Genomic DNA, 13,848 nt, shown 5'->3' on the forward strand with positions numbered 1-13,848 from the left:
TTGGGGAATCGCGCGTCGTCGGTCCTATCGTTTTCCGGTGGCCGGTGCGGAAATATTCGCCGGTCACGCGAATTCAGGGAGGTACCCCGATGAAACCCCAAAGACCGCTGACCATATGCGCGGCGCTGGCGATCGTCGCCGCGCTCGGCGGGACCGCATACGCCGATGACGACAGCGAAGCCCTCGAGGCCACCGGCGCAACCGCCGAATCGGTTTCGGCGGGCCCGAGCCTCTTCGCCAACTGCACCATCGGCGGCAGCACCGGCGCGGTGGTCTCGACCGGCTCGGAAGCCGAGCCGTGGGTCGCGGTCAACCCGCGACACCCGCGGCGCACCATCGCGTCCTACCAGCAGGACCGCTGGTCGGCGGCGGGCGGCTCGCACGGCCTCGGCACCAGCTACAGCCACGACGGCAAGCATTTCACCAAGGGGGTACTGCCGTTCGACTCCTGCGCGGGCGGCGCCGACCACGGCCTGAAATACGAACGGGCATCCGATGTTTGGGTCAGCTACGGCCCGGACGGGGTGGCCTACTCCAGCGGCCTGGTGTTCAACGTCAGCGATCCGAGCACCGGCGTCGTCGCGGCGACCTCATCCGACGACGGCAAGACCTGGGAGAACATCCAGCCGCTCATCCAGGACACCCAGGCCGAATTCGGCAACGACAAGAATTCGGTGACCGCCGACCCGAACCACGAGGGCTACGCCTACCAGGTATGGGACCGGCTCGACCAGACCGCGACCACGCTGAACGGCCCCGCGTTCATCTCGATCACCACCGACCACGGCAAGACCTGGAGCAAACCGGCGGTCTTCGTCGATACCGGCGTAACGCCCAATACGCAAACCATCGGCAACATCATCGTCGCGGATGCCAACAACGACGTCCTCTACGACTTCTTCGACTGGATCACCTACACCGACGCGACCGGAAGCAGGACCTCCGACGTGCACTTCGCCTTCGTCAAGTCGACCGATCAGGGCCAGACCTGGAGCAAGCCGACCGCGATCGCCCCGGATACCTCGGTCCCCGAGGTGGATCCGAACGCGCCGACCGACACCACCAAGGCCCTGCGGGCCGGTGCGAACCTGATCAGCGCGGCGATCGACCCGACGTCGGGCAAGTTGTACGCCACCTATGAGGGCAGCGATTTCAGCGATGGCAAATACGACCAGATCGAGCTGGTCAGCTCGTCCGATGGCGGTGCGACCTGGACCAAACCGATCCTGATGAGTCAGGTGCCCACCGCGCCCGCGTTCACCCCGTCGATCGTGGTGGACGAGGACGGCAATGTGGCCCTCACCTACAAGGATCTGCGCAACCTGAAGCCCGGCGACACCACGACCGTGCCGACCGCCGAGTTCATGCTCACCTTCGGATGCGGCGACGAGGCCACCCCCGGGGAACGGCAGATCTCCCCGGTCTTCGACTGGTTGAAGGCGCCGTACGCGACCTGGGGTCATTTCCTCGGCGACTACGAGGGGCTCGCGGTGGTCGGTCACGGGAAGTTCCGCCCGCTGTTCGCGGTGACCAGCAACGACCCGGCCGATCCGAGTGATGTATTCAGCGGCGTATTCGGGATGAATCCGAAAGGTTCGCCCAAGGAACGGGCCGCCGAACCCAAGTCCGGTCCGTCCGGGCAATATGTGCACGGCCGCCGCGGCCGCGTCTGATTATTGAAATAGCTGGATCGCGGACCCGGTTTCCCTTTGGGGCAACCGGGTCCGCGCTGCTGGATTGTCGAGGGCCGCGATTTTCTGCCGACCGGTCGGTGCGATCTCCGATTAATCGAAATATTCGCACCACAGGTTATTTGTTGACAACCATTCAGAAATATTGGCCGGCCGACAATCCGCCACGTCCTGTTCACGGATAGGTGTGCACCGTGCACTGACCGTCGGAGAACATCGGGTTCGTATCCACCGGCAGGCCCGGATCCGGGTTGACGATGATGTCGAAGTGGTCGGTGATCGAGGCCTCGCAGTTGTCCAGGGCGGGTTCCGGTTGCATGCTCGCCGGTCCCATCCACAGGTCGACGCGGTACTTGTGCTGCTTCCAGTCGCCGCTGCATTCGACGCAGCCGTCCTCCATGATGAAGTACTTCCGCACATTCGCCACGTAGATGATGGTGCCGGGAGCGAACTCGTCCTTGTCGGTGGCAAAGGTGGACGGCCGGTCGTAGGTGCCGAGATCCTCGGTCGCCTGCTGGTGGATCTGCGGATACGAGATGACGGCGGTGCCGTAGTGGCCGTTGCCGTCGTCGTTGTCGTTGTAGCCGTACGAGGTGACGTAGGAGTTGATCGTCTGCGGGTCGGCGTGTGCCGCCGCCAAGGCCGGACCGGCCACCAGGGCCGATGCGGCGACCGCGACCGGCAGCAGGGATCTGAATTTGCACAGCATGATATTTCACCTTCCATGAGGCTGTCTTATGTCGAATTACCAACGCGCCCAGCACTTTTCGTCAGGAGAATGACGATTCTTCCGATGTGGCGACACCTCAGTGATATGCCGGTCGCCCGCGCGCCACAACGGGTTCGCGCACTGGCGACCTCCCCAATTCCGGCTTCGCATCATGCGATGCGTCGGCGATGGCGTGAATCACATCGGAAAGCTTGACAATTGGTGTCAGGTTTTTTCGGAACGATCGAGGTCATGGCAACTCAGTACTACACATCCACCACCCTCGACGGTTTCCTGGCCGACTCGGGCAATTCCCTCGACTGGCTGTTCGAGGTGGATGACGACGGGCGCGCCGAGGAGACCATCGCCGCGTTCGTGCAAGGCGTCGGCGCCATGTGCATGGGCTCGACCACCTACGAATGGATCGCGGCCAACGACGAACCGGACCACTGGGCGAAATGGTATGGCGATCTGCCGTGCTGGGTGTTCACCCACCGCGACCTGCCCGCGATCCCCGGAGCGAATGTGCGGTTCGTCTCCGGCGCCGTCGAACCGGTCCACGCGGAGATGGTGCGGGCGGCAGGCGATAAGAACATCTGGCTGATGGGCGGCGGCGAACTGGTCGGGCTGTTCGCCGACGCCGGACTCCTCGACGAGATCATCGCGAGCATCGCCCCGGTGACCCTCGGCGGCGGCGCCCCGCTGCTGCCGCGCCGTATCCCGTCCTCGCGTATCCGGCTCGAAACCGTCGACAGGATGGGTCAATTCGCGGTGCTCACCTATCGGGTGAAGTAGTCACGCACGAGGCGCGGCTTGCCCATCAGTAGCGTATCGTCTGCCGCGCCTCACCGTCCCGATCATCGCCCTTCGCGAAGTCCCGGCCCTCAAAGGCGTTGTGCCGCATGGCGCAGCCGGATCCGGCATACTTTCGTCTGCCCCCCGGCGGGGCGACCGAATGTGGGGAGAATGATATGCAGGCCTTCCGGCTGGACGAACTCGATGCCGATCGCCACGCGAAAGACGTTGCCTACCTGGAGTTTCTGCGTGAGCGGACCATGTCGGCCGGGCTGTACGGTCTCGATGTCCTCGGCACCGATCCGCAGGGCCCACACACCGAGGACGAGGTGTACATCGTGCTGAGCGGCCGCGCCACGATCACGGTCGGCTCCGAGACCGCCGAGGTAGTTCACGGCAGCGTCGTCTACGTACCGGCGGGCGTCACGCACCGCTTCCACAACATCAGCGAGGACCTGCGGGTGGTGGCCGTCTTCACACCGCCGGAGAGCTGACTGCGCCGAAAGATATTGCGGCTCAGCCTATCCGACAGCCGATCAACCTTCGGGGCTCGACATCGGCGAACCCGTTCCCGCACAACACCATTGCGTCCGCCTATGCTCTGGTAGCTGTGATATCGACGGCAGACCTGTCCCTCGCCCAGCGGCTGGCCGATGCCGCCGACACCATCTCGATGCGGTACTTCGCCGCAGGCGCGGTGGCGACACATTCGAAGGCGGATGGCAGCCCCGTCACCGCGGCCGACCACGCGGTGGAACAGGCCCTACGCGACCGGATCGACGCCGCCCATCCCGGTGACCGGGTCGTCGGCGAGGAATTCGGCGGCCACGGTGACGCGACACGGCGCTGGCTGATCGATCCCATCGACGGCACAGGGAATTTCGCGTCCGGGCGGCGCGAGTGGAGCACCCTCATCGCGGTCGAGGAATACGGCGAGGTGCATACCGGTGTGATCAGCGCGCCCGCGCTCGGTCGCCGCTGGTGGGCATCCCGCACGGAGGGTGCGTGGATCAGCACCTGTCGGGCGGGACAGCTCGGACCGCATCGGCCGCTGACGGTGACGGGAACGCCGACCCTCGACGATGCCACCGTCGCGATCTGGCCGGTTGCCGACTGGGTTCCGCAGGACCGGCTCGACGCGGCCAGCGCGCTGCTCGCTCGATGCGGTGACGGCGGTCCGCTGTCGAAATGGTCTGGTGCCTGCCAGGGGGCGATGCTCGTCGCGGCGGGGCAGGCGGATGTCTTCCTCCATCTCACCGCGGGTCCGTGGGATATCGCCGCGGCAGTGCCGATTGTCGAGGAGGCCGGTGGGCGGTTCAGTGATCTGCGCGGCGGGCGCGATATTTTCGGCGGCGCGGCCGTGTTCACCAACGGGCGGCTGCACATGGCCGTTCTGGAAGTGGTTGGGCGCGAAGGGAACTGACGGGGTTCGTACCGCTGACAGGACAGGATGCGGTGGTGCGCAGGCTATCTCGGCGGCCGGCTGTGGTGTCCGCCGGTTTCGGTGAAGTTGCTGCGTTACGGCTCCGGATGAGCGACCATCATAGTAGTCGTTGTGAGGGAGTTCCGTTATGCGGCAACAGATTATCTCAGGCAGACGTGGTCGGCGGCGCGGGTTCTTGGCGGTCGCGCTGGCGGGACTGATGGTGTCGGCGGCGTCTCTGGCGGCGCCGGCCGGGGCGTGGCCACCGGATCTGACGCCGCGGCAGTTGGCCGGGCAGCGGGTGATCTACTCGTATAAGGGCCTCACTCCGCCGCAGAGCCTGTTCGACGCGATTCGCGAGGGGCGGGCGGCGGGGGTGATCTTCTTCGGGGAGAACATCTCCGGCACCGACCAGATCGCGGGGGTGGTCGCACAGCTGCGGGAGGCGCAGGCGCAGAGCCCGATCCATCAGCCGCTGCTGTTGATGACCGACCAGGAGGGCGGCCGGGTGCGCCGACTGCCCGGCGAACCGGTGCTGTCGGCGAAAAAGGTCGGCGAATCCGCCGACCCGGTGGGCGCGGCCGTCGACGCGGGCACGGGTGCGGGCCGCAACCTGCGCAGTGTCGGCATGAACGTGAATCTCGCCCCGGTACTGGACGTATTCGACACAGCGGGCAACTTCATCGATCGCACGGAACGCTCGTTCAGCGACAATCCCGGCCTGGTCGCCGCGCTCGGGTCGGCGTTCATCGCCGCCCAGCAGGCCACCGGCGTCGCCGCCACCGCCAAACATTTTCCGGGCCTCGGCTCGGCGCCCGCCGGACAGAACACCGACCTCGGTCCCGTTGTCCTGCCGGTGAGTTCGGACAAACTGCACACCGTAGACGAACTCCCCTACCCGGCGGCCACGACCGTCGGCGTCAAAATGGTCATGCTGTCCTGGGCGGTCTACCCTGCCATCGATCCCGACCGCCCTGCCGGATTGTCGCCGACGATCGTGAACCAGGAATTGCGCGACCGCAACGGTTTCCGCGGCGTCACCATCACCGACGCGCTCGAGGCCGGATCGCTCGACGCGTTCGGCACCACCGGTCAGCGGGCGGTGGCCGCCGCCGCGGCGGGCGTCGATCTCATCCTGTGCTCGGCGCGCGACATCAACCAAGGCGATGACGCCGCAACGGCACTCGCCGACGCCTACACCAACGGCACACTCGACCGCACCGCCTTCACCGATGCCGTCGACCGCATCACCGACCTGCGCGCCGGCCTCCCCTGAGTGTCACCGCCGCTGACCCGCGAGCGCCAGACCATCCCGAATCGCCTGCTCCACAGGCGAATACGCGCCGTCCGCGCGGTCGAGCACGCAGGGTTCGCGCAGTAGCAGGGGCGGTTGAGCCATGAACTTCGGGCGGCCAGCGCGATTGCGCTGAGCCGCGTGGATCAGGAACGGATGGCATAGATACACATCGCCTGCCTGTCCGGTGGCGAGCGCGAAGGGCAGATCGGCGTCCGAGTTGTAGAGGTCGATCAGCGGCGGCGCCACCATGGCCAGTCCCTCGTCACCGGGCGGTTGATCGCTCGGGAATCGAATAGGCCAGCCGCCCAAGCTATTCGGCACGACGCGACATCTCGCCACCGATTTTCCGCGGCTCGCGGGCTGTTCGACGCCGACCGGGCGGATATAGAACGGAGTGGTGACAACTCACCTTCTCGATCGCGCACACGCCATCCTCCGCGAAACCCCGGTGGTGGACGGCCACAACGATCTCGCGTGGGCCATGCGAATCCACGCCGGTTACGACCTCGACGCCATCGATCCGGCGGCGGATCAGCGCGCCAGATTCCACACCGATCTCGACCGGCTGCGCGCCGGTGGGGTCGGCGCGCAGTTCTGGTCGGTGTACGTGCCCGGCGATCGGTCCGGGGATCACGCCGTCAGCGCCACCCTCGAACAGATCGATTTCGTCCGGACGCTGACCGAAAGGTTCCCGGAGCGATTGCGATTGGCGTGCACCGCCGACGAGATGGAATCCGCGCGGGCCGCGGGCCGGATCGCCTCGCTGATGGGCGCCGAAGGCGGCCACAGCATCGACTGTTCGCTCGCCACCCTGCGTGCCCTGCACAGTTTGGGCGTCCGGTACATGACGCTCACCCACAACGAGAATGTGCCGTGGGCGGATTCGGCCACCGACGAGCCGAAAGCGGGCGGGCTCACCGCATTCGGCGCGGAGGTGGTGCGGGAGATGAACCGGCTCGGCATGCTGGTGGACCTCTCACACGCCTCTCCCGACACCATGCGCGCCGCCATCGCGATATCCGAAGCACCCGTGATCTTTTCGCACTCGAGCGCACGTGCGCTCTGCGACCACCCGCGCAATATCCCCGACGATGTGCTGGCCACACTGCCCGCCAACGGCGGTATCGCGATGGCCAATTTCGTCGGCTATTTCCTGCTGCCCGCCGGTAAGGAGTGGCAGGAGCGGGCGGATGAATACCTGAGCGCCAACGGTTTTCACTGGCTGGACTGGTCGCGGGAGGCGGCCCGGTGCCGACGGGAATTCGCGGCGGCCAACCCGCGCCCGCCACTCACCGTAGCGACGGTGGCCGACCACATCGATCATCTCCGTGAGATGGTCGGCGTCGACCATATCGGCATCGGCGGCGACTTCGACGGCACCACCTATCTGCCCACCGGACTGGATGACGTCTCCGGCTACCCCAACCTGATCGCCGAACTCCTCCGCCGCGGCTGGTCGGCCACCGATATCGGAAAACTGACCTGGCACAATGCCGTTCGCGTGCTCCGCGCCGCCGAGAACGTCGCCCGCGACCTACGGCGCACCCGCCGCCCCTCCATCGCGACCATCGAACAACTCGACGGAACGACACCGGCCTAGAGCCGAATTTCCGGACAGTGTTCGGCTGCTCTGCCGAACACATCGTCGATCCCGCGACCCCATCGACGCTCAGCGTGCGAGGCCGATCGCGAATTACCTTGTCAATCGGCATATTCGCGGACATCGGAAATGAGTGGCGGCGGCACGTCGGGCGCGGATACGTTGCGGTGATGGCGGAAATCCACGGGCACTGCGCCGAGCGATTCGGCGGGGTTGCGGAGGTGTTGGCGGCGTCGTTGGACGGTGTCGATGTCGGGGCGTCGGCGGCGGTGTTCGTCGACGGCGAAGCGGTGGTGGACATTTGGGGCGGGTACACGGATGCGGGGCGCACGGTCGCGTGGGAGCGGGACACGATCGTCAATGTGTGGTCGACGACGAAGACGATGGTGGCGTTGTGCGCGCTGATCCTGGCCGATCGCGGCGTGCTCGAGCTGGACGCGCCGGTCGCCGTCTATTGGCCGGAGTTCGCGGCCGCCGGGAAGCGGGACGTGCTGGTGCGGCATCTGCTCGGACATACTGCGGGCCTTCCGGTTTGGGACCGTCCGGTGACGGCCGCCGATCTTTACCGGTGGCCGGAGATGACGGCGCGACTGGCCGCGCAGGCGCCGCTGTGGGAGCCGGGTGGTGCGGGCGGATACCACTCGATCACCTTCGGTTATCTGATCGGTGAGGTGATCGCTCGGGTGAGCGGCCGCAGCATCGGCGCGTTCTTCGCCGAGGAGGTGGCCGGTCCGCTCGGCGCCGACTTCCACATCGGGTTGGCCGCCGAGCACGATCATCGCGTCGCGAGCCTGGTCCCAGCGCCGGACGGCGACCGGCCGGACGGATTCCCGGTCGGGGTATCCGATGCCAACACTCCCGCATGGCGCCGCGCCGAAATACCCGCCATCAACGGGCACGGCAACGCGCGTTCGGTGGCGGCGGTGCAGTCGATCCTGGTCTGCGGCGGCGCGGCGGGCGGCGTCCGGCTGCTGTCGCGGGCCGGGTGCGAGCGGGTCTTCGAGGAGCAGTACCGCGGCGTCGATCGCATACTGAAGCAGCCGATCCGCTGGGGCTTGGGCTATCGGCTGGAGAACCGTACCTGCTCCTGGGGCGGCTGGGGTGGATCGTTGGTATTCAACGACTTCGACCACCGGATGACCGTCTCCTACGTGATGAATCAGGTGCTGTGGAACGACTACGACCGTGCGCTGAACATCCTGATGGCCGCCTACGCGGCGGTCAGCGCGTAGCTGGCCGCCGCGTCCCGATCAGGCAGAACCCGGCGGCGGCGACGCGACTCGGAGAACCCAATTCGGTTTCAGGCCAACGGATCCGCACCGAGCGTTCGGGTCCCGTTCGCCGCGGAGAGCCGCACGGCGTCGAACCCTTCCACCACCATCGCGCGCTCGTAATCGCCCAGCGCGCAAGACAGTTCGCGCCCGCCCGCCGCCTCGGTCAAGGCGGCCGCGAGCTCCGCGGCATCCCGCAGCGCGATATTCGCACCGGCCCCGGCCGCCGGGCTCATGGCATGGATCGCGTCGCCGAGCACCGTCACGTTCGAAGTCGGCCACGGCGCGATAGGCACGGCCTGGCGCACGGCGATCGGATAAATCGTTGCGTCAGACCATCTTTCGATCAGCGAGCGAACGAACGGATGCCAACCGGCGAGCTGACCGAGCACCAGTTGACGCAGCTCCGCGCCCGAGGCCGCACGTAGGTCCCGATCAGAGCACCCGAGCCGGTCCAGGCGGCGGCCGAACAACGCCGCGAGGCTGTCCCCGACCGGTTCGAGCGCGACCTCGGGCGCCAGCCGGGCCGCGGCCGTCCGCGGCGGTTCACGGTATTCCACGGGTGCGATGCCGACGAACCGATGATCCGGTCCGACAACCGAATTGAAGACAGCGGACATCGCCGACGGCAGCGCGCGACGCATCTCCCCGGTCAGCGGAACCCGCCCGTAGATCAGGCGGATCCCGGAATCGACGACCCGCGCGTGCGGCAACCGCTGTGCGCGGATCACCGACCCGACCCCGTCGGCGCCCACCAACACCGTGCCTTCGGCGATACCGCCGTCGGCGAACCGCGCGACGACGGCGGCTCCGTCGTATTCGTAACCGACGCACCGGCGTCCGAATTGCACGACCTGGTCGAGTCCGGTGAACAGGATCCGCCGCAGCAGCTCCCGGTCGATCACGGTGTGCGCGGGCATCGTATCCCCGTCCAGCGCCGCATCATCCAGTGCGAACACACCGGTCGGCCGCAGCAGCTCGTCGAAACCGCTCACCCTCGGCGCCGGACGTCCCGCCACGGCCGCGATGAGCGAGAACAGCCGCGGTGGCAGGGTTTTCTTCAGCGCCCGCCGACCGCGCGCATCGATGTGCAGCCGATGCCCCTGCGCACGCGCGGTCAGGGAAGTATCGCGCTCGTAGACCGCGACATCGATCCCGCTGCGGCGCAGCCCCTGCGCCAGGCAAAGCCCACCGAGCCCCGCCCCGATGACGATGACACGCGAAACACTTGATTCGAGCCTGTTCAAGACATACCTCACCGAAGTCGCAAGTGATTCACACCTTCTCGATGCCACCCGGCATCGAGAAACCGATCGGTGAGGCCGAAGCCCATGAGCGCGGACGCTCCGGTGAGAAGACTCCCTACCCTACATCGGATGACGAACCGTCGTCAGAATTGTTTTGTCACCGCACCTTTTTCATCGAGGAAGACGATGGAGGGGGTGCCGTCCATCGCCACCCGGAGCTGGATTCGGGGGCGGCCCTGGGGGTCGCAGAGGGTGAGCCCGGCGCCTTCCTCGCTGTAGGCGTAGAGACGAACGCCCAGCGGGTGTTTCGCTTGCTCGATCGGCGCTGTCGGATCACCGAAGTGGTTCATGCTCAGCGAGGCGGCGCCTCGTTTACCTTCCCATGCGGCTTCCAAATGGAGCGCATCGCCGTTCGGATAGTCGAGCGCGAAGGTGGCGTTGTCGCTCGATACGCTGATACCGCCTTTCTCGTCGCCGTTCTCGTCGTTGAACACCATGCACGAGCCGACCGAACCGTGCCGCGCCTCCGGCGGATATGTCTTGCCGCCGAGGATGATCGGCGGTTTGCGCGACTCGAACAGGAACCGCTGCTTACCCCGGTTGTCGACGATCTTGAACGAGCCTGTCGCGGTGGGGATATCCGGATCCGCCTCGGCGATCTTCCCGGCGATGAATCCCGCACCCGCGCCGGCGGCCGCCGCGGCGGAGCCGACGATGACCGAACGCCGGTTCACCGCACGATCTTTCGTATTCTCTGTCTCCACCGCCCCGATCATATTGGCACGCTTGCGAATCACCGCCCGACGCGGATTGCCGGAAATTGTCTCGGATCCGTGCAAGCCACCACAGTTGAGGCTACCGCGGGGCGTACCGGTTGGCCGGTTCCGGGTCGGCGTGAATCCACGTGCGCAGCAATAACTGTCGCGAGTCACCCCGAAACTCGGTCCAGCCGCGCAGCAGTGCGAGATTGTCGAATATCGCGAGCTCGCCCGCGCGCAGTCGTCCCCCGACCCGGATCGACGGCCTGGACAGCACCGAGTCGAGCCCGTCGAGCGCGGACACCTGAGCATCCGTCAACGGCGGAATCCGATGTCGCCGGTGGCCCGCTTCGATGAGGTCGCGCCGGTAGGCGATGGCGGGCCGCCCGTTCTGGGTGAACAGGATCGGTTTGCGCACCGTCGACAGCTCGCCGAGACGTTGATCACCGTTGCGGTCGAAGTGGAACGGGCGGCGCAGCGCGCCGATCAGCCCCGGCGCCGATTCCGCGACGATATCGTCGAGGTGCACCAGCACGCACCCGCTTTTGGACGGCCGAACACACAGCAGCGCAACATAATCCGGTGTCGGCCGCGGTCCATCGGCGGCATCGGTGGCCAACCGGTGCCCGCATTCCGGCCGACCGATCTCCGCGATCAGGTCGCCATCGCGGTTGTGCGGCCGCGGACGACCCAGCAGGCCCGTCACACACATCAGCGCGGGCACCGTGATCGCCGTCGGCACGCCGGTCAGCACGACGACGCCCGGCTTGCGGTGCACATATCGCTCGAGCAGGCCGGTGAGCTCCGCGCGGGCCCGTTCCGCGACACCGAAGTCGACGGGATGGCGCATCAGCCGAGCCAACGACGGCGGTATCCCGACCCGGCAGTCGTCGAAGCCGTCCGCCACCGCGCCCACCAATGCGACACTGTCGCGCAACACCATTCGCCACCTCGGTCACCATCGGCGCGAGACCTCTTCTCGGACAACGGAACTATGCCGAGATTCCGCGACGGGGTCGAAGGTTTACCTCAGGACGCAAACCTTCCCGCATCCGAGACGCCGGACTGTGAGGTGAGCAGATCGAGGCCGAGCCGGGTGCACCCGTGCCACACGGCTTTTCCGTCGCGGTAGGAGGCGATGAGCCCGGCCTGCCGCAGCGTCTTCGCCTGCCGGGACGCGGCCGCGATGGTGGTCGACAATTCCTTCGCGAGATCGGTGGTGGTCTGTTCGCGGGTGAGCGAGCGCAGCGCCTGCGCCCGGGTCGCGCCGAGCAGGGCGGTGAGCGGGTCGTCGCGGGATTCGGGCGCACCGAGCAGCGGCAGCGGAGTGAGCGCCGGATAGATCAGCACGAGGGGTTCGCCGGGTTTGTAGTCGATCAACGGATGGCCGGTCCACACCAGCGCTGGTTGCAGAGTTATCCCGTTGCCCGCCAGGGTGATTTCGATATCGCGGGGAAAGTCGGCCTCCAGGGTCGTGCCGGAGAAACGGATCGCCGGGCTGAGGCCGGTCAGCGTGGCGTGCAGCCCGTGTCTGGCGAGTGTTCGCGCGCGCCAGGCGATTTCGGCATAGAAACCGGCGCGCAGGCTCTCCCAGCGGTTGGCCAGGATGGCGCCGTACGCCTGCACCAACCCCTGTTCCAGCGTCTGCCACGCCTCGCCGTCCTTCTCGGCGAGCCTGCGTAGCCACGGCGTGCGCGGACGGTCGAGCGAGCACATCCGCTCGAGTTCGGACACCACCTCCGCGCGCGGCGTGGACAGCACCCGCTCGACCCCTTCCGCCAGCGTGGAATCGGGCGGATCGAGGAAGAACGGGCCCGCACCCTTGGGCGACACCAGATGCGTGAGCAGCCGCGCCTGATTCGGCAGCGTATGCGCCATCCGCTGGCGCCACGGCCCGAACACCGGATCCGGATCCCGGCGCTGCAACATCTGCATCGCGTAGGTCAGCTCGGCGAGCGGCGCCGGATGTTCGGCGAACGACACCCGCAACAGATCATCGACGGTGCAGCGAACCCGCAACATCGAGCCAGTCTAGCGTCGACCTGCTCGAACCAGCCCGTCCGGCAACGTAATTCGCTACTTCCCGACCTTCCCGGACATATCGTACTGCTGATACAGCTGCGCGGCGTTGTCCTTGGTCACCTGGGTGGTCGGCAGCACCTGCTTCTTCTCCACCGCCTGGTTGTGCATGAGCTTCTCCACGGTCTCGGCCGCCTGTTCGGCACAGGTCGGGTAGACGAAAGTGGTGAGCAGCTGGCCGTTCTGGACCGCGCGAATACCGCCGGTCGGGATGGCGAGGCCGTCGATGCCGATGGCCGGGATGGTCTTACCGGCGCCCTGTATGGCCAGCTCCGCGCCGAGCGCCATATCGTCGTTCTGCGCGTACACCAGGTCGATCTTGTCGCCCTTCGCCAGCCACTGCTGCATGGTCGCGGTGGCATTGGCCTTGAGCCACTTGGCTTCCTGCTGTTCGATGATGGTGATGTTGTGGCCGTCCACCGCGTCGCGGAAGCCCTTGTCGCGATCGACCTGCGGCTGATCGGACAGGATGCCGCGCAGTTCGACCACATTGCCGCCGTTGGGCAGCGCCTGCACCGCGGCCTGCCCCGCCCGCTTGCCGATGTCGTAGTTGTCGCCGCCGATGAACGACGAATAGCAGTCGGTGTTCACGCTGCGGTCCAGGACCACCACCGGAATATGCGCCGCGCACGCCTGCTGCACCGCGGCGGTGAGCGGCGCGGGCTCGTTCGGCGAGACGATCAGCGCGTCCACCTTCTGCTGGATGAAGTTCTGCACCTGGCTCACCTGCGTCGCGCTGTCCTGGTGCGCGTCGGTGATGGGCAGCAGTTTGAGGTCGGGATGCTGCTTGACGAAGTATTCCAACTGCAGATTCAGTTGGGCCCGATAGGGTTCGGCATTGTTGGACTGCGAATAGCCGATGACGAACTGCTTTCCCGGCCCCGACGAGCTGGGCGGATTCGCCGCGCAGGCCGAACCGAACGCGGCCGCGGTGCACAGCGCCACGGTGAGATATGCGAAGCGACGCATCAGCATTGT

Annotated in this window: 14 protein-coding genes; 7 read left to right on the top strand and 7 right to left on the bottom strand. The window is 66.7% G+C overall.

The window, feature by feature from the left end:
- Positions 1-89 precede the first annotated feature (89 nt).
- Positions 90-1,673: an exo-alpha-sialidase gene (locus F5544_RS24920; RefSeq protein WP_167475428.1), complete on the top strand. Its 1,584-nt coding sequence runs from the start codon at positions 90-92 to the stop codon at positions 1,671-1,673.
- Between the two features lie 193 nt (positions 1,674-1,866).
- Here the strand turns inward: F5544_RS24920 and F5544_RS24925 are convergent, their stop codons facing one another.
- Complete coding sequence (locus F5544_RS24925; protein WP_167475429.1) at positions 1,867-2,400, bottom strand: hypothetical protein; 534 nt, start codon at positions 2,398-2,400, stop codon at positions 1,867-1,869.
- Between the two features lie 252 nt (positions 2,401-2,652).
- Between F5544_RS24925 and F5544_RS24930 the strand changes: the two genes are divergently transcribed.
- The 4 genes from F5544_RS24930 (at position 2,653) to F5544_RS24945 (ending at position 5,894) form a co-directional block, all read left to right on the top strand.
- A complete protein-coding gene (locus tag F5544_RS24930; protein WP_167475430.1) occupies positions 2,653-3,195 on the top strand; it encodes a dihydrofolate reductase family protein in 543 nt (180 codons plus the stop codon).
- A gap of 176 nt (positions 3,196-3,371) precedes the next feature.
- Complete coding sequence (locus F5544_RS24935; RefSeq protein WP_167475431.1) at positions 3,372-3,689, top strand: cupin domain-containing protein; 318 nt, start codon at positions 3,372-3,374, stop codon at positions 3,687-3,689.
- A 116-nt stretch (positions 3,690-3,805) separates the two neighbouring features.
- Positions 3,806-4,618: an inositol monophosphatase family protein gene (locus F5544_RS24940; RefSeq protein ID WP_167475432.1), complete on the top strand. Its 813-nt coding sequence runs from the start codon at positions 3,806-3,808 to the stop codon at positions 4,616-4,618.
- 148 nt (positions 4,619-4,766) lie between these two features.
- Positions 4,767-5,894, top strand: a complete 1,128-nt coding sequence (locus F5544_RS24945; RefSeq protein WP_167475433.1) for a glycoside hydrolase family 3 protein — start codon at positions 4,767-4,769, stop codon at positions 5,892-5,894.
- A 3-nt stretch (positions 5,895-5,897) separates the two neighbouring features.
- Here the strand turns inward: F5544_RS24945 and F5544_RS24950 are convergent, their stop codons facing one another.
- A complete protein-coding gene (locus F5544_RS24950; protein WP_203217342.1) occupies positions 5,898-6,236 on the bottom strand; it encodes a hypothetical protein in 339 nt (112 codons plus the stop codon).
- A gap of 76 nt (positions 6,237-6,312) precedes the next feature.
- Here F5544_RS24950 and F5544_RS24955 point away from each other — a divergent pair, with 76 nt between their 5' ends.
- Both F5544_RS24955 and F5544_RS24960 read left to right on the top strand, forming a co-directional pair.
- On the top strand, positions 6,313-7,515 hold the full coding sequence (locus F5544_RS24955) for a dipeptidase (RefSeq protein ID WP_167475434.1): 1,203 nt from the start codon (positions 6,313-6,315) through the stop codon (positions 7,513-7,515).
- Between the two features lie 170 nt (positions 7,516-7,685).
- Positions 7,686-8,747 carry a serine hydrolase domain-containing protein gene (locus F5544_RS24960; protein WP_167475435.1) on the top strand — a complete coding sequence of 354 codons (1,062 nt, stop codon included), beginning with the start codon at positions 7,686-7,688 and terminating at the stop codon, positions 8,745-8,747.
- Between the two features lie 68 nt (positions 8,748-8,815).
- On the opposite strand, the gene F5544_RS24965 is transcribed toward F5544_RS24960, so the two are convergent.
- From F5544_RS24965 to F5544_RS24985, 5 genes are all read right to left on the bottom strand, one after another.
- Positions 8,816-10,033, bottom strand: coding sequence for an FAD-dependent oxidoreductase (locus F5544_RS24965; protein ID WP_167475436.1), 1,218 nt, complete (start codon positions 10,031-10,033; stop codon positions 8,816-8,818).
- 143 nt (positions 10,034-10,176) lie between these two features.
- On the bottom strand, positions 10,177-10,797 hold the full coding sequence (locus F5544_RS24970; RefSeq protein WP_167475437.1) for a hypothetical protein: 621 nt from the start codon (positions 10,795-10,797) through the stop codon (positions 10,177-10,179).
- Positions 10,798-10,888: 91 nt separating this feature from the next.
- Positions 10,889-11,734, bottom strand: a complete 846-nt coding sequence (locus F5544_RS24975; protein ID WP_167475438.1) for a TauD/TfdA family dioxygenase — start codon at positions 11,732-11,734, stop codon at positions 10,889-10,891.
- Between the two features lie 86 nt (positions 11,735-11,820).
- Positions 11,821-12,813, bottom strand: a complete 993-nt coding sequence (locus tag F5544_RS24980; protein WP_167475439.1) for an ArsR/SmtB family transcription factor — start codon at positions 12,811-12,813, stop codon at positions 11,821-11,823.
- A 54-nt stretch (positions 12,814-12,867) separates the two neighbouring features.
- Positions 12,868-13,845 (bottom strand): substrate-binding domain-containing protein, encoded by a 978-nt coding sequence (locus F5544_RS24985; RefSeq protein WP_167475440.1) that lies wholly within the window; start codon positions 13,843-13,845, stop codon positions 12,868-12,870.
- Positions 13,846-13,848: the final 3 nt, after the last annotated feature.

Source organism: Nocardia arthritidis, from assembly GCF_011801145.1.
Lineage (GTDB): Bacteria > Actinomycetota > Actinomycetes > Mycobacteriales > Mycobacteriaceae > Nocardia > Nocardia arthritidis_A.